Origin of the sequence: Bathymodiolus platifrons methanotrophic gill symbiont, assembly GCF_002189065.1 — a bacterium.
In the GTDB taxonomy this organism is placed as follows: Bacteria; Pseudomonadota; Gammaproteobacteria; order Methylococcales; family Methylomonadaceae; genus Methyloprofundus.
The window spans coordinates 1-23,300 of sequence record NZ_BDMN01000076.1 but is presented as its reverse complement, the minus strand read 5'-3'; the positions used below and the strand labels follow the sequence as shown (position 1 = coordinate 23,300).

Sequence of the window (23,300 nt, the reverse complement as noted above, 5' to 3'; positions counted from 1 at the left end):
TCTTGCACAACTAACTAGTTCTTAGTCATCACTAGTTTCAACTATCTGACGACCTTTAAAGTAACCATCAGGCGTCATATGATGACGTAAATGAGTTTCACCTGTTGTTGGGTCTTGCGATAAAGTTTTCGCAGTTAATGAATCGTGCGAACGACGCTGACCACGTCTAGAACGAGTTACTTTACTTTTTTGTACGGCCATTATTGGTCTCCAGTATTTTTAAGTGTAGCTAAAACAGCAAAAGGGTTGTCAGATTCTTGTTTTATTTTCCTAGGCTCAGCAGGCTTTATAGGCGACTCATATTGCAAACATTCATGCGCATGCTTAGGAAAGTCCGGCAGAGAAATAATTACTTCATCCTCAATAAACCCTGGCAACGACATCTTTTGCTCTGAAACCATCATTGGTTCAAGGTCTCCGGCAAGACGATCAGCTTGCTCAATTGTTTGCACCATCCCTATACTGACTGCTTTATCCACAGACCAGGAGAGTGCTTCCATACAGCTTTGACAGGTTAAAGTGATTTCACCTTCAATTCGCCCTTCTATAACAGGAACTTTACCTTGCTTATAAAACTGCAAGTCTATTTTTAACTCTCCCTCTTCATTAAAAAGAATATCGGAAAGGCGCTCTAGACGCTGCAGACCTAGACGACCTTGTAGGCGGCTCTGACGCTCAGTAAAGACAACGGGGTCTATAAATTCAGGTAATTGATCTAACATAACTGTGCAATAATAGCCGGAATTATCACCTTCTGTCAATTGAATTCTGATGAAAACCAACAACCTAGTCTTGGCATCCAGCTCTACCTACCGAAAAACGCTACTAGATAAATTACACTTAAACTTTATTAGCGCTCATCCTGACATTAATGAGACAGCAAAAGCTAACGAAACACCCAGCCAATTAGCATTACGCTTAGCTGAAGAAAAATCTCGCGCACTTGCAAATACCTACCCTAAACACCTAATTATAGCTTCAGATCAAGTTGCCATGCATAAGCAGACACAGCTATCAAAACCCGGCAACAGAAACAATGCAATCAGACAATTACAACTATCCTCTGGTACAGAAGTAAAATTTTACACCAGTGTTTGCATACTTAATAGCGCTACAAATGAACTCAAAAGTGATCTTGATATTTGTACAGTGTATTTTAAAAACCTTAGCAATCAACAAATAAAAAATTACATTGACCTTGAACAACCTTATGATTACGCTGGTAGCTTTAAATCTGAAGGTCTAGGGATCGCCCTGTTCAAGCGCATTGAAGGTGACGACCCAAATGCACTGATTGGCCTCCCATTAATTAAACTTATTAGTTTACTCGAGGAATTTAATATTAAGCTATTGGAAAAAAATTAAACTGATTTTCATTTGATCAAGAAGCGCATGGAACCAGTTGATTACCTGCTACCCAGCTACCTAAAGCGCACCTTGCTTCACTGCTTACTGTAAAATCCCTTCCAGCGAATACCCATCCACTTCAATTATTTCCTTAAGCCTTTTTAACCCATCCATCTGTATTTGGCGTACTCTTTCGCGCGTAACACCCAGCTCGCTGGCAACAACCTCTAGCGTAGCATTTTCATAACCACATAGACCATAACGACGACAAATCACTTCAGCCTGTTTTTGGGATAACTTCATCAACCATAGCTTGATATTATCCTTAATTCCGTCTTCATGTACCTGCTCTAATAAGCCTGTAGCGCTTTCATCTGAAATAGAGCCTACCAGCGACCGCTCTGAATCAAAAGGAGCCGGCGCATCCATTGATGTTACACGCTCATTTAATTTAAGCATTTTTTGCACCAGCTTGACTGGCTTATCTAAATACTCAGCAATATCTGCTGCACTCGGCTCAGTCCCCAGCGTCTGCAGCAAATGCCGTTGCGCTTTTAAATATATCCCCATTTCCTTAAGCACATGAATAGGCAATCTTATGGTGCGTGTTTGATTCATAATTGCACGCTCAATCGTTTGCCTTATCCACCAGGTAGCATAAGTTGAAAAACGAAAACCCAGTTCAGGGTCAAATTTCTCAACTGCACGGATTAAACCCAGATTTCCCTCTTCAATCAAATCCAGCAAAGGTAAACCACGATTTAAATAACGACGTGCTATTTTTACCACTAGACGCAAATTACTTTCAATCATAATCTGGCGTGCTTTTTGATCTCCCTGAATAGCTTGCGTCCCGTATAACTTTTCTTCTTCTGCAGTTAATAAAATCGAACGACTCAATTCACTAAGATAAAACTTTGTTGCATCAAAGGTGATATCTTTTTTCTCTTGCACTTCCGGTACTGAGTCAACTAAACCCTCATCACTCGCTGCAATATCACTGCCCACACTACCAGAACTTCCTAAGTCCAGCGCTTCAGAATCAGACATATCTCTGCTTGTAGTGTTCATTAATTCTTCCGTCATTACTAACCCCTACTTTCTCTAGTACTTTTAACCCTGTCACAAATAATTATTTAGGTAAATAATTGATAGGGTTAACAGATTTACCATTCTTTCGAATCTCAAAATGCAAAGCAGGTTTAGCATTTACCCCAATCCCCACCTCTGCGACCACCTGCCCCTTTTTAACCTTCTGCCCTTCCTTGACTAATAAGCGACGATTATGTGCATAGGCACTTAAATACAAATAGTTATGCTTAATAATTAACAGCTTGCCATAACCAACTAAGCCGCTTCCACTATAAACCACGATACCTGTTGCTGCCGCTCTAACCTTTCGGCCTACACGGCCTGAAATATCAATGCCTTTATTACCCGTCTGATAAAAGCTTCTTAATAACTTACCGCGCACCGGCCACTGCCAGTACAACCTTAACACCTTTTTGTTATTTATTGAAATACTTGATCTTTTTTTATTTGATTTCTTCTTTTTTTGGGTTTTTCTGGGCTTAGTTCCACGAAATAATTTTAGCTTTTGTCCTTGATAGACTTTATAGGGAGGACGAATCTTATTCCATGCAGCAAGGCGCTTATATCCATGCCCGGATCTAAAGCCAATGGCATACAAAGTATCCCCTTTTTTAACTACGTAATAAGAGCCTTTAGTTAAATCACGCTTATGGGGCTGAACAGGGGCTTTAGATTGAGTGCTTGCACACCCTGCCACACACAGGACAATTATGACAAATATAATAGCTCTATATGTCAGTCTCATGTATACACTTAGGGAGGAGGGTTTAATAATACCCGAAAGTATGACGCAGGATTTTGGGTGCACAGCTGTGCAAGGAAAACAGGCGCATAGCTGGCTACGCAACTGTTTTTCTAGTGCCGCAGCCTGCCCAAAAGGCAAGCCAGGCTCGGGTATTATTGAATTCTCGTTGCTTAAGTCCATATAGAAAAAAATAACGACACTTCACCAGACTATTTATTTAGCAACATGTCTTTAGCCCGATTTATTTGTGCAGCAAGATAGCTAGAACCACCCCGATCAGGATGATTTTTCAACATTAACTTACGGTGAGCGTCAATAATGTCCTGACGTGATGCAGAGACACTCACACCTAAAACCTTATATGCCTCCTCCATCGTCATAACCCCTGCACGAGGGACATTTCCCGGCTTTTCTGCTGCATATCCTCCTCCCGACCGATATAGCTGCCACAAACGCTGCAACTGAGGAGCATAGCGCAAAGCGATAGGCAGAAAACGCGACACAAACGCAATAAGCACAGTAAAAGCCGCAATAATCCAGTTTAAACGCCCCATTACCGCTAAAAGCAGAAAAGCCAGTGCAACTCCATACAAAGTACTTATTTTAATATACTGCTTACGCTCATCAGCTGATTTCTGCAAAAAAACTTTAAACCAAAAAAAGGCAGCAATAATAAAAACTAATACATAAACTCTAATCAAAACTTATCCTTTTGTATTCCTTATCGCCTGTAGGCTAGTAGAATCTTGAGCAAAGGATACTACATAATAATCAGAAACAGGAATAAATAAATTTGTTAGTACCCGCATAAAACGCCAGCATAGTAACAGTAAGAAAATAAAAATATTTCTTAATTCTGTATTGGCAACACTGACTGCTGCTTGGGTAATGCTATTGAAATAATACTGGTGGTAATAATAAAAGCTGCTGAAACGATAAGACAAGCTATTAAACCTGATAATTGATAAACCCAGCCCGATAATAGAGTGCCGACCAGGCGGCCCAGTGCATTAGCCATATAGTAAAAACCAATATCCAGAGACACGCCCTCTTCTCTGGCGTAGGCAACAATAAGATAAGAATGAACTGCTGAATTAATGGCAAATATCACCCCAAAACCTATCAACCCAACGATCAACACAGTATCCGGCTGCCAGCCTTGATACAGAAACCAGGCAATAGTAATAGGCGAAAAAGCTAATAATATTGCCCAAACCATAGCTGTTCGCCCGTCAGGGATCTTACCTCGCTGAATTCCAGTTATTAGAGGCGCTACAGACTGCACAAAACCATAAGCTATCACCCAGGTAGCTAATAAAGCACCCACTTGCATATAGTCCCAGTGTAACTGAGCCTGAAGATATACAGGTAATGCAATAACAAACCAGATATCACGCGAACCAAATAAAAAGAAACGTGCAGCTGATAAATAATTAACTGCTGAACTTTTGGAAAAGATATCGGTAAACTTAGGTTTGTAAGCTGTTTTACCCAAATCTTTTTGCAACATTAAATAGCTTAATAGTAACACTAACAACAAACAGACAGCCATCAGAGCAACAGCCCCTCTAAAGCCGACCATTGTCAGCAGCATAGCACCCAGAAAAAAACCAACACCTTTCAGGGTGTTTTTTGAGCCTGTTAATAATGCCACCCATTGATACAACTTGCCCTGAGCATGGCTAGGCAGCAATAACTTAATACTACTTTTTGCGCTCATTTTATTCAGATCTTTAGCAATACCTGATACGGCCTGTGCAAGCATGACATAAATCACACTAAGATATTCTGGTTTAACCAATAGCATACACAAGGCCAGGACTTGCAATACCAGACCGTAGTGTAGAGTTGCATTCAAACCCATATGCGCTGCAAGCCAGCCACCAACCAGGTTAGTAATGACCCCACAAAATTCATACAACAAAAATAAGCTCGCCACTTCCAGCGGACTATAACCTAATTGATGAAAATACAGGATAACCAGCATCCTAAGCGCACCATCGGTCAAGGTAAACGCCCAGTAACTAGCAGTAACCAGCATATATTGCTGCGCAGAATTATTTATCAGCTTACCGTTAAAGAGCATTAGCAATCTTTTTGCATAACTCCATCATGCGGTGAACATAAGCTATTTCATTGTCATACCAGGCCAGTATTTTAACCTGGGTTCCATCAACCACCATCGTTGACAGCCCATCCACAGTACTGGAGTGAGTATCATTAGTATAATCAGCCGATACCAAAGGTCTTGTTTCATACCCTAGAATACCGCTTAATTCACCGTTTGCAGCGACTTCCAATGCCGCATTCACCATTTCAATCGTTACAGCTTGCTCTACTTCAAAAACACAGTCGGTTAAAGATGCATTAGCTAAAGGCACGCGAACAGCAATGCCATTCAGCTTACCTTTTAATTCAGGAAATATTTCAGTAATCGCCGTTGCCGAACCCGTACTAGTCGGAATTAAAGACAAACCACTTGCTCTAGATCGGCGCAGGTCGGAATGATATTCATCGAGTATACTTTGGGTATTGGTTATATCGTGAATCGTTGTAATTGCACCATGTTTAATAACAAAGTTTTCATGAATCACTTTAACAACTGGCGCAATACAGTTGGTAGTACAGGAGGCTGCAGTAACAATATGATGTATATCTGGGTCATAAAGATGGTCATTAACTCCCATCACAATATTTAAAGCGCCATCTTTAACCGGCGCAGAAACCACTACTTTTTTAACACCTTGTTGCAAATAAGGCGCTAACGCATCTTTGGATTTAAACTTCCCCGTACATTCAATTACAATATCTACGCCTAAATCCTGCCATGCCGTCTCTGCAATCTCTATATTCTGCGAATAGCTAATCGACCGCCCATTAATAACCAGCCCTTTTTTGTCACTTTCCACATCATACTGCCAACGCCCATGGACTGAATCAAATTTTAATAGGTGTGCAGCGCTGGCTGCATCACCGGCTATTTCATTGACATGTACAATCTCAAATTCAGGCCAATCCCATGCCGCCCGAAACGCTAACCTTCCCATACGGCCAAAACCATTAATCCCTACTTTAACAGTCATAATACCCTCTTCACGTATATACAAAAAAACTTACAAAAGAACTGTAGTCACACCTTGCGCCCAATGAACCTAACAACTATTTACCTTACTAACATTAGCAAGATCAGCTTGCACCTTCTTACTATTGGCACTACTGTTCTGGATAAAATTAAATAGTGGCATTAACTCTGACTGCGCATAATTACTTAATTGATAATACATCCATACGCCCTCTCGCCTGGCAACAACAATATCGTTATTACGTAAATAAGCCAGATGTCGCGAGATAACGCTTTGCGATAAAGCCAGAGTATCCACTAACTGAAGTTTCCCAATAATTATTTATGGTAAAATTGAAACTATGCTACAACTATATGAAAAAAATAGTCTTTTCATTCGTTTCAAATGCTATTGCCTAAGGGGAATTAAGTAGGGGTTTGCTATAAACATGGCAAAACCACCTAAAATAAACCTCGATACACCAGCATTGTGTATTTCAGCTACTCAATAATTGGGAAACTTCAGTCCACTAAATCACAGACACATAACTCGCCTTTGTTTAGCAATAAAACCAATATTCTTACCCGGGTGGGCTCGGAGAGCGCCTTAAAAAGATTAGCTAAACTTTCAGGATTCATGGATAAATTATATTTGCTTATACGCATATAAGCAAATATAGGCCCGCCTATAAATAAAACGGATTTAATAACATCCGAAAGTCCGCGTTCCCTCTATGGGGCTTGCGAAATACAGGAAAAATAGCGCGCTCACTCCCCGTATTCTGCAAGTTCCATACGGGCTACAAAAAAATTCGGGTTTTATTTTGTCTAGTTGCTAAGAAAAAGAATCGCACTGTATTTCAGCCCATTAGCCCATTAACACAGACTAGAATTTATGCAGTAGTGTTACTAACGGAGATTTAAAACTACCCTGAACAAGGCGTTTTTCGCTACAGAAGGAATGAATTGAATACTAAAGCTTTGTTCAGCAAATCATGGGATAAACCAGGCAAGCCTAGCTTATTTGATATTCTTAAAGAATAGAACAGCGCTACCAGCTGGACCGGGCCATGCTAAGGGTGATCAAAAGATAATAGTAACTGCATTTGAAATGCACCTATCATCTTTGCACAACGCAACAGAAAATTACCGATTTCACCCTTAGGTAAAATACCCAATAGTTACCCCGGTGGGCATTGATAACAGGAAGATTTCACGATAAAACCTTCCTCGCTTTCAATGCCCCTCCAGAATTAATCAGATAAACTAAATTTGCCTCTAAGGGTAATTTTCATCTAACCCATGCATCATTTCAGGTAAAGACTTAGCGGCTTTCAACTCAGGGTGCTGTTTTCTATCCGATAACACGATAGAAATATGCATCCAGATAACAGAAATGCCAACAATAACAAAAAGTAGCATAAAACAGCTAGTCCAGACACCGATAACATCATTCATAAAACCGAAGCAGATCGGTAAAATAAACCCGCCTAAACCACCAATCATACCGACCAAACCACCAACGGCACCCACATGATCAGGGTAGTAAACCGGAATATGTTTATACACAGCCGCCTTACCCAAAGACATAAAGAAACCTAGAAAAACTGTCAAAATAACAAAAGGCACTATGCCAATTTCAAGGCTAAAGTTAATCGGGCCGTTTATGCCATGGATGGTGTACTCTGTAGAAGGATAGGAAAGAAAAAACAGGATTGTTAAACAGCCCAGAAAAGTAACATACATTACTCTACGCGCGCCGATTTTATCTGACATCCACCCACCTAAGGCACGAAAGATACTACCGGGTAGTGCATAACAGGCTGCCAGCATACCCGCTGTGGCAATCTCTAAATCATATACACCCATATAATAACGTGGCAACCACAAAGCCAGAGCAACATAGGCTCCGAAGACAAAGAAATAATACGCTGCAAAACGCCAGACCCTTAGATGCTTTAAGGGTTCTAATTGCATTAATGCAGGCCTTACTTTTTCACCCTTCTCTTTACGTGCTTTGGTAAAAGGATCTTCTTGTGTGGTCAACCAGAAAATAATCGCCATCACAAATAAAACCACCGCATAAATCTTGGCAACATTTTCCCAGCCATAGGCAATCAGTAGAAAAGGAGCACCAAAGTTGGTCACCGCAGCTCCGACATTCCCCATACCAAAGATACCTAATGCCGTTCCCTGATGACCTGCATCATACCAACGAGAAACATAGGAGATACCTACGGCAAAAGAGCCCCCAGCTAGACCTACACCTAATGCAGCTAACAGATACATAGGATAAGTCGATACCATGGATAATAAATATACCGATACAGAGGTAGCCAGCATCAATACAAAATAGACGATCCGGCCGCCGAACTGATCAGTCCAGATCCCCAAAAAGATACGGCTTAATGAGCCGGTTAAAATAGGTGTCGCAACCAGTAAACCAAATTCGGTGTCGGTTAGTCCCAGATTTTGTTTGATTTTAATCCCGATAATGGAAAAAATCGTCCAGACAGCAAAACATATCGTAAAAGCAATGGTACTAACCGCTAGACTTTTGGTTTGCTGGCCGCTAGTAACGCCATCAAGTTCATGCATAAAAATATCTCCAAAAAAATAAAAATAATAAAAAGAAACTAAATAAATATAATCGACATGAGGTTTAAACTAAGGGGGGATACCTGTAGGGCGTGGCTTTAGCCCGCCATTCCGATGAAGGCGGGCTAAAGCCACGCCCTATCCTAACATCTTAATTTTTGCCTTGGTTTTCTGTAATTGCTACCCATATCACCCAAAGGGATTCAGGAAATATAGGCAATAAATTCTATTTTTGGGGCGATAACGCCCCCTCCTGGCTATACTGTCAAAGAACAGTCCAGTATTTATGAGCATTGGACTAGCGGACTAAAGTCCGCCTACTTCCGCACTTGTCTGACAATTAATGCTCATCACCCTGTTCGTCGTGTGCATCGGTATCGCCGGAATATAACGCAGCATTCTTTTTACCGGTCACATTTAAAATACCCCAGGCACCTCTATCTACCCGTGTTAATGCATGATCAACCAACACATAGTTACCTGGATAATCTACCTGAAACTCAACCATAGTTGCGCCACCTGCTGGCACTAAAGTTGTTTGCACATTTTTTAATGGGTTACTTAAAGAGGCTTCTGAGTAGACTCGATCAAATATTTCGCCAATAACATGAAATGAAGATATTTTGGCTACTCCGGCATTACCAATAAATAGTCGAATCTTGTCACCGACTTTTGCATTCAGCTGCCCATCGCCAACTAGAGCACCTGTGCGGCCATTAAAGATAATATATTCGGGGCGCTCATCAATCATTTTCCTGGCATCAAATGCCTGAAAGCCTTTTTTACCCATTCTGCCATGGGTATACAACTCCCCTTGCATCACATAAAACTCATGGTCAGCTTTGCTTAAGCCCTGAGTAGGTTCGACTAAAATCAGCCCATACATACCATTGGCAATATGTGTCGCAGCATTACCGGCCGCACAGTGATAGACAAATAGACCCGGTGTCGTCGCTTTAAAAACCAGTTCTTTTGTTTCGCCCGGCTCAACATTTGTTACCGCTGCCCCTCCACCCGGGCCAGTAACCGCATGTAAATCAATAGAATGACTATGTGAACTACTCTCGTCATTATATAAATTTAACTCCACAGTATCGCCCTGGCGCACCCTTAAAAAAGGGCCGGGGACAATATTATTAAAGGTCCAGTAATGATAAGAGATGCCCTGCGCTATATTCGATATAACTTCAGTCGCCTCTAAAATAATAACGACTTTCTTTGCTTTATTTCTGTGTAAGGGCTTAGGTAAATCACTTGCGGACTTACTTATATCTTTAACTTTTTTATAGTCTGAGGGATTTACTGACATACGATGCAGGTAACTATCCCCTGGACCAAAATTAGTTTGTTCTGCCCCATGCGACATCCCATGATGCTTATTGCTTTCGGTAGCAAAAACGGGGGCGCTCAAAAGCAGAATGGAGAGTAAGCTACCGGCAATAAGAGAATTTTGCTTCAGTAGACTAACTCGAGTGCTTATTTTTATTATCATGAAATTTCTCTACTATTTAGGGTTAGGAATACATCCGTTATTAGTCTGTACCTCTACTTCCCTGTAGTAGAACGGACTTTAGTCCGCCTGTATCATTGTTTTGTACATCAGCGGACTAAAAGTCCGCTCTACATATTTAAACCTATGCGTGCAAATGCCGCATCTCTGCCATTTTTTCACCTGACTCTGCTCTTTGCTTTGCGTTCAAAATAGCCTGGGCATGAGGGGAAAAATCCTCATCTTCACGGGTTAAATGTTCGCGCAATAATTTTTCAAAATTAATGGTTGAGTTTTCTAGTGCATCAAAATTAGTAATTATTTCAGGTTGCTTTAATTGATTAGCGATTAACTTCCAGGCATCTTCAATTTCTTCATGATCCATCATTAGACGCTCAATCATGCCGTCTACTAAAGCGGAATTTCCCAACAACAAGGGGAATAAACTTTGCTCTTCATCCTGATGATGTAAATGTGTTGCATGGGCATAATGGCAATAGGCTTCCATACACTGATTTGCATAATCTTCATTCATACCATGCTCTTTAAGATTGGCAACCAATTGTAATAGTTGCTTGCCGCGCTCTAGAAAGTCTTCATGATAAGTTTTTAAGACAACCAGACCATCATTAAAGCCATTAACAGGCTCTTTATATTTAAATTCCACTTATCATCCTTTCACTAGTTCCCACGCTTTGCGTGGCTGTCATAAGGGAACGCTCAGCGTTCCGTGACGCAGAGCGTCGACCCATGCATTCCCACGCAGAGCGTGGGAACGAGATTTGCATATTAACGCTGTTTAACAAATTTAGTTCTAACAATTTGATACGGTCTAAACATATAGCCTAAGGGCATACTCCAGACATGTACTAAACGGCTAAAAGGAAACAAGAAGAATACCGACATTCCTAAAAATAAATGCAGCTTATAAATAAAACCCACATTGGCTAATAAGGTCGAATTTGCATTGAGTGTCAAGGTCGCTTGCGCCCAATCAGCTAAAGCAATCATCGCCGAGGTATCACCGCTAAAAGCATGATAAATCGATACTGGAATAGTTAACAAACCTACGCCTAAAGTCACTAAAATCCAGTTGAGGATAAAAAGATCCATAAACCGGCTATTGGCACGGACGCGTGGATGATACATACGACGCTTCCATAAAATCACCCCGCCCATCATGCAGATAGAACCAAAGGCAGCTCCCGCTGAAATAGCGACAATCTGGTGCATCATATCCGAGACACCCATGGCTAAAAACCAGCTATGTGGTGTGACCAGACCTGCAAAATGCCCCATAAATAAAGCCAAAACGCCTATATGAAAAAGTATACTGCCCTTTTGCAGTTGTTCTTTTTCAAATATCTGGCTGGAATCGGCCTTCCAGGTGTACTGTTCTCTATCAAAACGAATCACACTGCCCACCAAAAAAGTAGTCAGTGCAATATAGGGGTAAACCCCAAATAATAAATTACTTAAATTCATATTAATACCTATGCTGCAACATCTGCTAAAAGGCCATGACTCTCCACAATTCTAACCAATGGAGCGTATGGGCTTGCATTCTTTTCAAGATTACTGGCTATAATATCTGCCACTTGTGCCGTTTGTTTTAAAAAATCCTGGGCACTACTGGCATCATCCATTGTAGAAACATATTCCAGAATCAATGGTAAATAATCGGGCAGCTCCCCATCACCAATTTCAAAGCCGGTTGATTTATACAACTCGGACAATTGAATCAGTGCGGGTCCTCTTTCTCTATCTTGCTCATCAAATAAATGATAAGTCAGATACAGTGAGTTTTCTGCTGTCATATCAAAGCTATCTACATATTTCGCCTGAAACTGCGTTAGTGGTAAAGCAGAGGCCCATTCAATAAATCCATTCAGTCTGCTTTTATCTTCATCTGCCAGTTCGGGTAAATCTGAGACGAGTTGTCGCATTTCATCCCAGTTATCTACCAGCTCTTTACGTGGATATTCCAATAAGACAGACAGGACTTTATAGACCTGGGTCATGCTTTTTCTCCATCAGAGCGTTTTGCTGCGGGATGATAACGTACAAACTCTAGATTATCTGCCGTCTTTTTGCGTTTTTCAGGAAATATCGAGGCATTATCACTGATACTACAACCGTCATTACCAAAGCTAAAACCATTCTGCCCCTGGAAGCTATGAAAATCTTCCTGACGCAATTCTTCATGGCTGGTTGGAATAACAAAACGGTCTTCGTAATTAGCTATTGCCATATAACGATACATTTCATGCACTTGATCTTCTGTCAAACCCACTTCTTCCAATACAGCTAAATCGGTTTTCTTATCCACGGTTAAAGAACGATAAAAACTACGCATCGCAATCATACGCTTTAACGCGCCTACAATCGGCTTCTCATCCCCTGCAGTAAACATATTTGCCAAATACTTCATGGGCAAACGTAAAGTTTCAATGCTAGGAATCACGCCATCCGCCATAGTGGATAAATTACCTTGGTCGATTTGTGACTGTACAGGTGATAAAGGTGGTACATACCACACCATAGGTAAAGTACGGAACTCAGGGTGTAATGGGAAAGCCACTTTCCAATCAACAATTAGCTTACGTACAGGTGACTGACGCGCCGCTTCCATCCATGATTCTGGAATGCCGTCTTCTTTGGCTTGCTTAATCACTTCTGGATCATTTGGATCTAGGAAAATATCCAATTGTGCTTGATATAAAGCTTGGTCATCTTCAATAGAAGCGAGTTCTTCGATACGATCAGCATCATAAAGCATCACTCCATTATAACGAATACGACCCACACAAGACTCAGAACATACCGTTGGTAAGCCTGATTCTACACGCGGGTAACAGCCAGTACATTTTTCAGCTTTACCGGATTCCCAGTTGTAGAACATTTTCTTGTAAGGACAGGCACTGATACACATACGCCAACTACGACACTTATCTTGGTCTACCAATACAATCCCGTCTTCTTCACGTTTATATAAAGAACCTGATGGGCACGATGCCACACAAGATGGATTGATACAGTGGTTACACATACGTGGCAAATACATTAAGAAAGTTTGTTCAAACTCTCCATAAATTTGCTTTTCCATATTGGAAAAATTTGTATCCTGACCACGGTGTTTAAATTTACCGCCTAAATCATCTTCCCAGTTAGGACCCCATTCAATTTTCTCCATGCGTAGACCATCAATTAAAGAACGCGGTCTTGCTGTCGGCGTTGCTTCAACTAATTCACTGTTTTGCAGTGTCGCATAGTCATAGGTAAACGGTTCGTAATAATCATCAATCGTCGGCATATTCGGATTCATGAAGATATTTTTGAGAATACTACGACGGTTACCTGATTTTAGTTGTAGTTTACCGCCGTGCAATTCCCAGCCACCGTTCCATTTTTCCTGGTCTTCCCAGTTTTTTGGATAACCGATACCCGGTTTCGTTTCAACATTATTAAACCAGGCGTATTCCATCCCTTTACGATTCGTCCAGACATTTTTACAGGTCACGGAGCAGGTATGACACCCGATACATTTATCGAGATTCATGACCAGTGAAAAATTTGCTCTTACTTTCATCTTTATTTCTCCGACTCGTCAGTACACGCATAAGGGGCTTGCGGCACACCTTCTGGGTTCAGTTGTTTTTCTTTTTCAGCCGTTAACGGCTCTTCTAACCACTGAATGTCCTGATCCTCTATTTTATGCAAGATAACGTATTCATCACGCTGTGAACCAATGGTTCCATAATAGTTAAAACCGTAACTCAATTGTGCATAACCACCAATCATGTGTGTGGGCTTAACAGTGATACGCGTCACACTGTTTAATATGCCTCCACGCTTACCGGTAGTGTTAGAGCCCGGTACATTAACATTTTTCTCTTGGGCGTGATACATCATCGCCATACCATCAGGAATACGTTGACTGACAACAACTCGAGCAATGGTGGCACCATTGATATTAAGTGCTTCTACCCAGTCGTTATCTTCCAGACCCACTTCCTCAGCATCTGTTTCAGAAATCCACAGGTGAGGTCCACCACGCGATAAAGTCAACATACGCAAGTTATCTTGATATGTACTATGTATGCCCCATTTACTATGCGGGGTAATCCAGTTCAGTTTTAAATGTGGTTTATCACCAATTTTCTTCATCATTTCAGCAGTTGATAACATATCAACGGCTGGTTTATAGGTACAGAGCGCTTCTCCAAAATCACGCATCCATTGATGATCCTGATAGAACTGAGCACGTCCCGTTAAAGTACGGAAAGGGATATGTTCATGGATATTGGTGTAACAAGCGTTATAACTCACTTTTTCAGATTCAATACCACTCCAGGTAGGTGCGGTAATAATCTTACGGGGTTGCGCTTTAATATCACGGAAAGTGATTTTTTCATCTTCACGCGATAAAGCCAAGTGAGTATGGTCTACCCCTGTTTTCTTGCCTAATGCTTTCCATGATCTAACCGCTACTTCACCATTGGTTTCTGGTGCTAATGCAAGAATCGTTTCACAAACACTAATATCATCTTCTAAAGAGGGCATCCCTTTAGAGATGCCTTCTTCTTTAATCGTGTAATTAATAGCTTTTAGATGCTCGTATTCTTTCTCTGTCTCCCAATCAATCCCTTTAATATTATTACCTTGCTTAGGTAATAAAGGCCCTAATGCAGTGTATTTTTTATAAGTATTAACAAAATCACGTTCAACTACTTTGAAGATAGGCATGGTTTTGCCTGGAATAGGCTCACATTCGCCACGTTTCCAATCTTTAACATCCATTGCTTGAGCAAGTTCTGCCGGTGTGTCGTGTAAAAGGGGTAGTGCAACCACATCTTTTTGTTTAGGTAAATGTTTCTCTGATAATTCAGAGAATGATTTAGCTAATGTTTTAAAAATTTGCCAATCAGAACGTGACTCCCAACCTGGATCAACCGATTGTGTTAACGGATGGATGAATGGATGCATATCAGTGGTATTTAAATCATTTTTCTCATACCAGGTTGCAGTGGGTAAAACGATATCAGAATAAGCACCTGTTGAATTTAAACGGAAGTTAATATCAACCATCAAATCCAATTTAGCAATCGGTGCCTCTTTATGCCATTTGATTTCTTGGCCTTCCGCTTCAGGAAGTACATCTTGCATGACGCCATTTTGTGCGCCCAGCAAATGTTTAAGGAAGTATTCATGACCTTTGGCACTCGAACCAATTAAGTTAGCTCGCCAGACAAATAAGTTACGTGGGTGATTTTCGGGCGCATCAACATCTTCTGCAGCAAACTTAATATCACCTGATTTTAATTGCTCAACTAAATAATCAGATACGCCTTTCTCATCGGTTGCACCCGCAGCTTCCGCGTCTTTAACAATGTCTAAAGGGTTTTTGTTAAAGTGAGGAGAGGATGGCAACCAGCCTAAACGTTGTGAGACTACATTATAATCAGCTAAGTTATGACCCTTGTATGCGTCAGAAGCTGTTGAGGCTAATAAGGCATCTGCTTCTAATTTCTCATAACGCCATTGGTCAGTATGAAAGTAGAAGTATGTTGTGCCATTCATGTGGCGAGGTGGCTTTTGCCAATCTAATGCAAAGGCAACAGGAGCCCAACCCGCTTGTGGACGAAGTTTTTCTTGTCCAACATAGTGACACCAGCCACCGCCACTTTGACCCACACAACCACACATGTGTAGCAGGTTCATAATGGCACGATAATGCATATCATTGTGGTACCAGTGATTCAAACCAGCCCCTAAGATAACCATTGATTTACCCATGGTTTTAGAGGCATTGTCTGCAAATTCACGACCACTGCGGATAATATCCGCTTGTTTTACACCGGTAATTTTTTCAGCCCAGGCAGGTGTATTAGGAATGCTTGCATCATCATATCCGCTAGCAACATCACCACCTAAGCCACGATCTAAACCATATTGAGCTAATTGCAAGTCAAATACAGTCGTTACTAGCGTTTCTTTACCATTAAGTGTGACTTTTTTAACCGGTACATTGCGGCGCATAGGTATATCAACACCTGTTTGAAAATCAGGCATTAACACTTCAACGACATCATCTTTATCAAAGATCAGGCTGAGACGCGCTTTAGTATTTCTACGCCCTTTCTTAGGAACTAAGTTCCATTTGCCTTCTTCACCCCAGCGGAAACCAATGGAACCGTTCGGTGCGATAATATCGCCCGTTTTTTCATCAATAACAACGGTTTTCCAGTCGGGATTATTTTCTTCACCTAATGAATCATCAAAATCAGCAGCACGAAGAAAGCGGCCGTTGACATAAGAGCCTTCATATTCATCCAATATAACCAGCATCGGCATATCAGTGTAAGTACGCGCGTACTCTTCAAAATAAGCATCTTGCTTATCAATAAAGAATTCTTTTAAGGCAACATGCCCCATCGCTAAAAAGATGGCAGCATCAGTCCCTTGTTTTGCAGGCATCCAAAGATCCGCGAATTTAACGTATTCTGCGTAATCAGGAGAAATGGCAACAACTTTCGCCCCTTTATAACGTACTTCTGAGTAGAAATGCGCATCAGGTGTACGTGTCATCGGCAAGTTAGAACCTGCAACCACTATATATGTTGAGTTATACCAGTCAGCTGATTCAGGTACATCTGTTTGCTCGCCCCAAACTTGTGGTGAAGCAGGGGGTAAATCACAGTACCAATCATAAAATGAAAGACAAGCACCACCGATTAATGATAAGTAACGACTTCCTGCCGCATAACTAATCATAGACATCGCAGGAATCGGAGAGAAACCAGCTATCCTGTCAGGCCCGTGTGTTTTTGCTGTATACACATTAGAAGCAGCAATAATTTCTGCAACTTCTTCCCAGTCTACTCGTACAAATCCGCCCAAACCACGCACGGCAGTGTATTTTTTACGTTTTTCAGGATCTTCCTGAATAGCGCCCCACGCTTCTACAGGATCTTTCCCTGCTGCACGCTCGTCTCTATATAAAGAGACTAAACGTTCACGTATTAACGGGTATTTAACTCTTAACGGACTATATAAATACCAGGAGAAACTCGCGCCACGAGGACAACCACGTGGTTCGTGATTTGGCAGGTCAGGACGGGTGCGCGGGTAATCCGTTGCCTGCATTTCGAAAGCAACCAGGCCATTTTTAACATGGATATTCCATGAACAGCTTCCGGTACAATTCACTCCGTGCGTTGAACGGACGACTTTATCAAAACGCCAGCGGTTACGGTAACCATCTTCCCATTGACGGTCTTCATTGGTAACAATACCATGACCACCTGAAAATTTACTTTGAACTTTTTTGAAAAAGTTTAGACGGTCTAAAAAATGACTCATCGTGTTTTTCTCCTGTTATTAATTATCGTTTCCACGGTTTGCGTGGAAATGCAGTGCGTAACTATTGCTGCTCCCATCTAGGTTATAGGAGCAATAAATTCATTTATGGATTGTAAAACTCACCGTCTTTACGCAAATAAAACCACCAGTTTATCATAATACAGACCACATAAAACGCGGCGAATCCCATCAAAGCCACTTCCGGAGTCGTTGCTTTAATTTGCTCACCGAATACTTTAGGAATATAAAAAGCACCATAAGCCGCTACAGCAGAAGTCCAGCCCAAAACAGGACCCACTTGCTCTTTAGGAAATACCTGAGAAATAGTTCTAAAAGTTGATCCATTGCCGATGCCGGTTGCTGCAAATAAAATAAGGAAGATAATTAAGAAAGGAACAAAATACTCTTCTGGTGTCGCTGAGTTGTAGGCTGCTTTCATATAATAAGCAACACCACCCGCACTAAGTACCATTACAAATGAACAAATATGCGTGACCCATGCTCCACCAAATTTATCCGCAATCATACCGCCGACGGGGCGAATCAGTGCACCAATAAAAGCACCTGTCCAGGCATACATTAATGCACTAGGGCCATTTGGATTAACCAGATCATGATTCATCACGCCATCAACCATGACATGCTGATAACCAAAAATAACTTTAATCGCTAACGGAAAACAAGCGGCAAAACCGATAAAAGAACCAAAGGTCATCGTGTAGATAACACTCATTACCCAGGTATGCTTATTATCAAAAATTTTATATTGTCTACCTAAACTCTCACCAATTTGCCCAGGGATAATTTTTAACAAAGAGACAGTTAGGGCAATAACAATAAATAAGGCAATTTCTTTAGGAACCTGAAAACCAGAACCATGAACAGCTGCTGGCAAGATCAGCCATAAACCAAAGATAGCACTGATAAAGGCTATCCCTAACATACCAAGAATCACACTAAAGCTAAGTACCGGACCACGTTCTATAGGCGAAACTTCTTCAGTACGTATATTATTCATACCGAACCAGCCTAAAAAGGCCAATGGAATAAGGAATAATAACCAGATAAAACCTGCATTCTGTATATACGTTTCAGTACCCGCAGCAATCTTGCCAATCAATGTTCCCGAAGTAGATTGTAAAATCATGGGATCCCCACCCCAAGCACCAAACATACCAAAAGTCATAGACAGTGGAATAAGAATTTGCATGGTAGTCACACCAAAATTACCTAAGCCTGCATTAAGTCCTAAGGCCAGACCCTGTACTTTCTTGGGAAAGAAAAAGCTGATATTAGACATGGAAGAAGCAAAGTTACCGCCTCCAAAGCCAGATAATAAAGCCAGCACCTGAAAAACCCAGAATGGCGTACTTTGATCACGCAGTGCAAGACCCGTACCCAAGGCCGGAATCATCAATAGCGCAGTGGTAAAGAAAATTGTATTTCGTCCCCCACATAGGCGTATAAAAAAACTACTCGGAATTCTTAACGTCGCCCCCGTTAAACCGGCGATAGCCATTAAAGTAAATAAATCAGATTTTGGGTACGGAAAGCCCAGATTCAACATTTGTACTGTGATAATGCCCCAGTACAACCAGACAGCAAAACCACATAATAAACTTGGAATCGAAATCCATAAATTTCGATTCGCTATTTGCTTGCCTTCAGACTCCCAAAACTCCGAGTCTTCGACATCCCACTTTTTTAAGTCACTCATACACACTCCACATCAAAGGTTAAATATTTATTTCACAATTTTACTCCTAAACAAGATTAAAAGCCCTTGTTTATTACTATAAATATATACGTAACATATTGAAATCTAAGAAATAACCCAGTGAATCACTTGGTTATTAAGCTTGTGTTGATTCGATACATTCCCATCAGATTAATTTATAAGGCTTTTTCCTCAATCACAGCAAAAAACAACAAATATAATATAGTTTTTTTTCTCACTACTATTACCTTTTGCTTGCCAATAATTATTTTTTATTTTTTATTCTTGCGCTCTGTTTGCGTTATTTTCTGATCAATTTAAACCAAAACAAAATATCTCAGCCTAGCAGATACTTATCGCTGTTATGAGCTAGCATTTTAATACGGGACATATTCAAAACAAGGGCGTGGCTTCAGCCCGCCAATGCCGAAATATATTTATAGGCGGGCTGAAGCCACGCCCTTGCAAGCATCATTAATGCCCCATTTTAAGTTTATAGCCCCGTTATGAGTGAGAAATTTTTAAATTCTTGTTTATTTCTAGGCAAAAGTGCTAAAACTGGCATATAGCTGGTTTTGCCACACTGTAACCGCACTTAGTACATACTCCAGCTTCTCTTTCTAAGTAAACACTAATATCCTAAATTACTCCTGCAAAAATAATGATATTTGTTATGATTCACCCATAAACCATTTAGTAGCTGAAGTTTCCCAATAATTATTTATGGTAAAATTGAAACTATGCTACAACTATATGAAAAAAATAGTCTTTTCATTCGTTTCAAATGCTATTGCCTAAGGGGAATTAAGTAGGGGTTTGCTATAAACATGGCAAAACCACCTAAAATAAACCTCGATACATACCAGCATTGTGTATTTCAGCTACTCAATAATTGGGAAACTTCAGTTTAGTAGTAAACAGGCTTATATACTTCGCGCGGTCACCGATGCGGGTTTTATAGCGAGTTGTTTTTTGTCGAGAGCAAGGCACTGAAGCAGGCGCATAGCTGGCTACGTAACTGTTTCAGTAACGCGGCTATCGGCAAAAAATAGCCGCTAGAAACCTGTAGTGGTGGCCGTGCGAAGTATATCTACTAGCACCATTAACAATAGTGATAACTAATGAAAATATTATCGTTACTCAAGCTCTTTACTGTTGACCCGGTTCAGTTAAATATAAAAGCAAAAATTCTTTCCTTGCTTGCCTGTTTTTGCGCTATATTTTTTATCGCCCTTATTACCCAAGCAACAATAGGTGTTTCTAATTCCCCTATTATTGTTGCTTCAATGGGCGCATCTGCAGTTATTTTGTTTTTTATTCCTAACAGCCCTTTAGCCCAACCCTGGCCATTTATTGGCGGGCAGTTATGTTCGGCATTTATCGGTATGAGTTGTGCGCTCAATATCCCAGAAACAGCCTCCGCCTCTGCTGTTGCTGTTGGAGGCTCTATCCTGGTTATGCTGTTATTACGCTGCTTACACCCCCCAGGTGCCGCAACAGCACTTGCCCCAGTTATGGCAGGTGAAAGCATCACCTCTCTTGGCTATTCATTTATTCTAGTGCCGGTCGGCATTAATGTAGGCCTGATGTTAGTACTAACGGTTATTATCAACCGCTGGGTGATGAACCGGGATTACCCGAGTGCTTTGTCAGCAGCAAAGGAAACAGACAAAAGCCTGGCTCGTAGCTCAACTCAGCCTAGCCACAAAATAGGTATTACTAAACAGGATATAGAACTGGCATTAAAAAATTCAGACAGCTTTGTTGATATAACTGCCACCGAGCTAAGTCACCTATTGAGTAACGCAGAAATGAATACTTTTAAGCGTATCCGCGGGGATATATGCTGTGCTGACATCATGATGCGCGATATCACAAGTGTTGAATATGGCACAGAAGTAGAGGATGCCTGGCAATTAATTCAAACTAAAAAACTTAAAGTCATTCCAGTCGTTGATAATTCAAAGCGTGTTATAGGTCTTCTTACCTGGCATGATTTTTTTAAATACATAAATTTGAATGCCTATGACAGCCTGCAATATCAGTTCCGTCGTTTTATTCGACGCACAGCCAGCACTGAAACAAACAAACCTGAAGCTGTGGGACATATTATGACTCAATCCGTTGTCACTTTACCTGAAACGGCTCATATAGCAGAATTAATCCCTATAATGTCACTACAAGGACACCGACAAATTCCTATCATTAATGAGCAGCATCGCCTGGTTGGTATGGTTTATCAGGCAAACCTAGTTGTTGCTCTGTATAACCAAGGCCTGGCTCAAACTGTGAGCAGTAACAAATAACACATTCATCGCTGCATAAAGTCATATTCCTTATTTTTTTGGAAAAAAAGAATCCCTATCCTCAGCAAACAACACAGTCCCCTTATAACGCCGCTTGATAATAGCTAATGTTTCCTGCTCCCTACCAAGGGTACGCTTCATTCTGTGTGACAGGATTAGTTTTTTTACATCTGCTTGCCGGGCAATTTTAGCAATTTCTGAAGGCGCCATATGCAAAGACCGCCCGACACCCTGAAGTGTTTCAGGGATTGCATTATGAGCAATGAGTAGCTCTGAATCTTTAGCCAGACTGGCCAATGTTTGAAAACGATTACTCATATCACCAGAAAAGGTGATGGCACAGCCTGCTACATCAATACGCCAAGCCAAGGCTGGAATTGGTCCATGATGAACCGGGATAGCAGACAATACAAACCTATTCGAAGTATAAGCCACTTGCTTAATGTGCTTTGTCAGCAACACACTCTTGCCTCTTATCTTAAACCGACCACTTTGCTCAGTATCAACATATTCACTCAGATATGCAAAGACACCTTTCCTGGCAAAAAGTCTATTAATAAACTCAGTCGTCGAAGGCATAATATCATTACCTTCTGGCCCCAGAACAATTAAGTCCTGATTACGCTGGGCAAAATAAGATGCTTTAACTAGGGCAGCAAAATCAGCGCTATGATCTACATGAAAATGACTAAAAGCAACAACCTTTAAATCAGTTAGATTTGCACCACTTTTCTCATAATTCAAACTACTTCCTGAACCTGCATCAATTAATACAATGCCCTTGCCATCAAGCCAGACAAGATAAGAACTAGAAGCTCTACCGTCAGATCATTCAGGACCGCCTGAGCCTAACACCTGAACTTTCACCCGCTGACTTTGACACTCGGCAAAAAGTACCGGGCTGCATAAAAGCAGTATTGAAAAATAGAATAAGCGCAGCATAGCTATACCTTCAGAGTAAAAAAGCAGGCCTCCATTTAACCTGCAAACAAAGTTGCTTGCAAATATTCCCTAACTTTTCACCCTAGAAACTGCAGTTGAGCACGTTGTTGTGGAAAACCTGAGTGCGAAAGGCAAGGCACAGCTTGCAGGCAATGGCCGTAGTCCTTGGCAAGATCTGTAACGCAGTATTTCGTGCCCAGATTTATTCACAAAACCGTGAAGTGGGGTATCCTCACCCAACAGGTGACAAGTATCTACTATCATTAGATTTCCTGGTTACGTACAACTCTCAGCCAAAGTAAAATTAAGCTTTAAACATCAGTATGTTAAAAAACACGTCATTCCCGAAGTCTACCCAGTCAAGCGTGGGCACAAGCTTTATCGGGAATCTATGCTTAACCAACGAGATTCCTGCTAAAAGCATACCGAAATGACGAGCTATGGCTGAGAGTCATGGGTAATCAGGTTAGATTTTACTTTCAGTAGTCATAGTGCTTTATAACGGTCAACTGCGGATTCTAGGCTCATGATTACAGGTAAAAATGATATGCTGTACTTCACTTTTAATTAGCTTAAATAAGCCAAAAAAATGACCTAAGGAATGTGCACGAAATAACTTCCTGAAGCAGCCAAGCTTGAAT

The 23,300-nt window shown here is 41.0% G+C and carries 19 protein-coding genes and 1 pseudogene; 2 read left to right on the top strand and 18 right to left on the bottom strand.

Going from position 1 to position 23,300, the window contains the following annotated elements:
• Window positions 1-21: 21 nt before the first annotated feature.
• Together rpmF and CDZ78_RS04950 are read right to left on the bottom strand one after the other, a co-directional pair.
• The gene (gene rpmF, locus CDZ78_RS04955) at window positions 22-201 is read right to left on the bottom strand and encodes a 50S ribosomal protein L32 (protein ID WP_087868998.1); all 180 of its coding nucleotides are present in this window, start codon (window positions 199-201) and stop codon (window positions 22-24) included.
• Window positions 201-722: a YceD family protein gene (locus tag CDZ78_RS04950; protein WP_147883547.1), complete on the bottom strand. Its 522-nt coding sequence runs from the start codon at window positions 720-722 to the stop codon at window positions 201-203. The genes rpmF and CDZ78_RS04950 overlap by 1 nt, the downstream gene beginning before the upstream one ends.
• A gap of 49 nt (window positions 723-771) precedes the next feature.
• On the opposite strand from CDZ78_RS04950, the gene CDZ78_RS04945 reads away from it, so the two are divergent.
• Window positions 772-1,365, top strand: a complete 594-nt coding sequence (locus CDZ78_RS04945) for a Maf family protein (protein ID WP_087868996.1) — start codon at window positions 772-774, stop codon at window positions 1,363-1,365.
• Between the two features lie 84 nt (window positions 1,366-1,449).
• On the opposite strand, the gene rpoS is transcribed toward CDZ78_RS04945, so the two are convergent.
• The 15 genes from rpoS to CDZ78_RS04870 all read right to left on the bottom strand — a co-directional run bounded on the left by rpoS (window position 1,450) and on the right by CDZ78_RS04870 (window position 19,411).
• Window positions 1,450-2,418, bottom strand: coding sequence for an RNA polymerase sigma factor RpoS (gene rpoS, locus CDZ78_RS04940; protein WP_087869013.1), 969 nt, complete (start codon window positions 2,416-2,418; stop codon window positions 1,450-1,452).
• Between the two features lie 61 nt (window positions 2,419-2,479).
• Window positions 2,480-3,184, bottom strand: coding sequence for a peptidoglycan DD-metalloendopeptidase family protein (locus CDZ78_RS04935; protein WP_087868994.1), 705 nt, complete (start codon window positions 3,182-3,184; stop codon window positions 2,480-2,482).
• A 209-nt stretch (window positions 3,185-3,393) separates the two neighbouring features.
• Window positions 3,394-3,885 (bottom strand): DnaJ domain-containing protein, encoded by a 492-nt coding sequence (locus tag CDZ78_RS04930; RefSeq protein ID WP_087868992.1) that lies wholly within the window; start codon window positions 3,883-3,885, stop codon window positions 3,394-3,396.
• A gap of 149 nt (window positions 3,886-4,034) precedes the next feature.
• Entirely contained in the window at window positions 4,035-5,270 is a 1,236-nt protein-coding gene (gene arsJ / locus CDZ78_RS04925; RefSeq protein ID WP_087868990.1) for an organoarsenical effux MFS transporter ArsJ, read from the bottom strand.
• Window positions 5,260-6,267 carry an ArsJ-associated glyceraldehyde-3-phosphate dehydrogenase gene (locus tag CDZ78_RS04920; protein ID WP_087868989.1) on the bottom strand — a complete coding sequence of 336 codons (1,008 nt, stop codon included), beginning with the start codon at window positions 6,265-6,267 and terminating at the stop codon, window positions 5,260-5,262. Before CDZ78_RS04920 ends, arsJ begins: the two co-directional genes overlap by 11 nt.
• A gap of 69 nt (window positions 6,268-6,336) precedes the next feature.
• Window positions 6,337-6,564: an ArsR family transcriptional regulator gene (locus CDZ78_RS04915; RefSeq protein WP_087868988.1), complete on the bottom strand. Its 228-nt coding sequence runs from the start codon at window positions 6,562-6,564 to the stop codon at window positions 6,337-6,339.
• A gap of 203 nt (window positions 6,565-6,767) precedes the next feature.
• Window positions 6,768-6,884 (bottom strand): ArsR/SmtB family transcription factor, encoded by a 117-nt coding sequence (locus tag CDZ78_RS04910; RefSeq protein WP_307190458.1) that lies wholly within the window; start codon window positions 6,882-6,884, stop codon window positions 6,768-6,770.
• Between the two features lie 639 nt (window positions 6,885-7,523).
• A complete protein-coding gene (locus tag CDZ78_RS04905; protein ID WP_087868985.1) occupies window positions 7,524-8,843 on the bottom strand; it encodes an MFS transporter in 1,320 nt (439 codons plus the stop codon).
• A gap of 340 nt (window positions 8,844-9,183) precedes the next feature.
• The gene (nirK, locus tag CDZ78_RS04900; RefSeq protein ID WP_087868982.1) at window positions 9,184-10,335 is read right to left on the bottom strand and encodes a copper-containing nitrite reductase; all 1,152 of its coding nucleotides are present in this window, start codon (window positions 10,333-10,335) and stop codon (window positions 9,184-9,186) included.
• Between the two features lie 142 nt (window positions 10,336-10,477).
• Complete coding sequence (locus CDZ78_RS04895) at window positions 10,478-10,999, bottom strand: hemerythrin domain-containing protein (RefSeq protein WP_087868981.1); 522 nt, start codon at window positions 10,997-10,999, stop codon at window positions 10,478-10,480.
• A 122-nt stretch (window positions 11,000-11,121) separates the two neighbouring features.
• The gene (gene narI, locus CDZ78_RS04890; RefSeq protein WP_087868979.1) at window positions 11,122-11,817 is read right to left on the bottom strand and encodes a respiratory nitrate reductase subunit gamma; all 696 of its coding nucleotides are present in this window, start codon (window positions 11,815-11,817) and stop codon (window positions 11,122-11,124) included.
• Between the two features lie 8 nt (window positions 11,818-11,825).
• Window positions 11,826-12,353 (bottom strand): nitrate reductase molybdenum cofactor assembly chaperone, encoded by a 528-nt coding sequence (narJ, locus tag CDZ78_RS04885; protein WP_087868978.1) that lies wholly within the window; start codon window positions 12,351-12,353, stop codon window positions 11,826-11,828.
• Window positions 12,350-13,921, bottom strand: a complete 1,572-nt coding sequence (gene narH / locus CDZ78_RS04880) for a nitrate reductase subunit beta (RefSeq protein ID WP_087868976.1) — start codon at window positions 13,919-13,921, stop codon at window positions 12,350-12,352. The genes narJ and narH overlap by 4 nt, the downstream gene beginning before the upstream one ends.
• Window positions 13,922-13,923: 2 nt before the next feature.
• Window positions 13,924-17,694: a nitrate reductase subunit alpha gene (locus tag CDZ78_RS04875; protein WP_087868975.1), complete on the bottom strand. Its 3,771-nt coding sequence runs from the start codon at window positions 17,692-17,694 to the stop codon at window positions 13,924-13,926.
• A 103-nt stretch (window positions 17,695-17,797) separates the two neighbouring features.
• The gene (locus tag CDZ78_RS04870; protein ID WP_087868974.1) at window positions 17,798-19,411 is read right to left on the bottom strand and encodes an MFS transporter; all 1,614 of its coding nucleotides are present in this window, start codon (window positions 19,409-19,411) and stop codon (window positions 17,798-17,800) included.
• Window positions 19,412-20,532: 1,121 nt separating this feature from the next.
• On the opposite strand from CDZ78_RS04870, the gene CDZ78_RS04865 reads away from it, so the two are divergent.
• Window positions 20,533-21,717 carry an HPP family protein gene (locus CDZ78_RS04865; RefSeq protein ID WP_087868973.1) on the top strand — a complete coding sequence of 395 codons (1,185 nt, stop codon included), beginning with the start codon at window positions 20,533-20,535 and terminating at the stop codon, window positions 21,715-21,717.
• A gap of 30 nt (window positions 21,718-21,747) precedes the next feature.
• On the opposite strand, the pseudogene CDZ78_RS04860 reads toward CDZ78_RS04865, so the two are convergent.
• A pseudogene (locus CDZ78_RS04860) lies at window positions 21,748-22,527 on the bottom strand (MBL fold metallo-hydrolase); the annotation flags it as partial.
• Window positions 22,528-23,300: the final 773 nt, after the last annotated feature.

What these genes read in the sequence shown, in the direction of transcription:
- CDZ78_RS04920 (WP_087868989.1), bottom strand. Translation starts at nt 6,267, where the DNA reads ATGACTGTTAAAGTAGGGATTAATGGTTTTGGCCGTATGGGAAGGTTA.
- narI (WP_087868979.1), bottom strand. Translation starts at nt 11,817, where the DNA reads ATGAATTTAAGTAATTTATTATTTGGGGTTTACCCCTATATTGCACTG.
- rpoS (WP_087869013.1), bottom strand. Translation starts at nt 2,418, where the DNA reads ATGAACACTACAAGCAGAGATATGTCTGATTCTGAAGCGCTGGACTTA.
- CDZ78_RS04870 (WP_087868974.1), bottom strand. Translation starts at nt 19,411, where the DNA reads ATGAGTGACTTAAAAAAGTGGGATGTCGAAGACTCGGAGTTTTGGGAG.
- CDZ78_RS04910 (WP_307190458.1), bottom strand. Translation starts at nt 6,884, where the DNA reads ATGAATCCTGAAAGTTTAGCTAATCTTTTTAAGGCGCTCTCCGAGCCC.
- CDZ78_RS04935 (WP_087868994.1), bottom strand. Translation starts at nt 3,184, where the DNA reads ATGAGACTGACATATAGAGCTATTATATTTGTCATAATTGTCCTGTGT.
- CDZ78_RS04945 (WP_087868996.1), top strand. Translation starts at nt 772, where the DNA reads ATGAAAACCAACAACCTAGTCTTGGCATCCAGCTCTACCTACCGAAAA.
- narH (WP_087868976.1), bottom strand. Translation starts at nt 13,921, where the DNA reads ATGAAAGTAAGAGCAAATTTTTCACTGGTCATGAATCTCGATAAATGT.
- narJ (WP_087868978.1), bottom strand. Translation starts at nt 12,353, where the DNA reads ATGACCCAGGTCTATAAAGTCCTGTCTGTCTTATTGGAATATCCACGT.
- CDZ78_RS04865 (WP_087868973.1), top strand. Translation starts at nt 20,533, where the DNA reads ATGAAAATATTATCGTTACTCAAGCTCTTTACTGTTGACCCGGTTCAG.
- rpmF (WP_087868998.1), bottom strand. Translation starts at nt 201, where the DNA reads ATGGCCGTACAAAAAAGTAAAGTAACTCGTTCTAGACGTGGTCAGCGT.
- CDZ78_RS04905 (WP_087868985.1), bottom strand. Translation starts at nt 8,843, where the DNA reads ATGCATGAACTTGATGGCGTTACTAGCGGCCAGCAAACCAAAAGTCTA.
- nirK (WP_087868982.1), bottom strand. Translation starts at nt 10,335, where the DNA reads ATGATAATAAAAATAAGCACTCGAGTTAGTCTACTGAAGCAAAATTCT.
- CDZ78_RS04875 (WP_087868975.1), bottom strand. Translation starts at nt 17,694, where the DNA reads ATGAGTCATTTTTTAGACCGTCTAAACTTTTTCAAAAAAGTTCAAAGT.
- arsJ (WP_087868990.1), bottom strand. Translation starts at nt 5,270, where the DNA reads ATGCTCTTTAACGGTAAGCTGATAAATAATTCTGCGCAGCAATATATG.
- CDZ78_RS04950 (WP_147883547.1), bottom strand. Translation starts at nt 722, where the DNA reads ATGTTAGATCAATTACCTGAATTTATAGACCCCGTTGTCTTTACTGAG.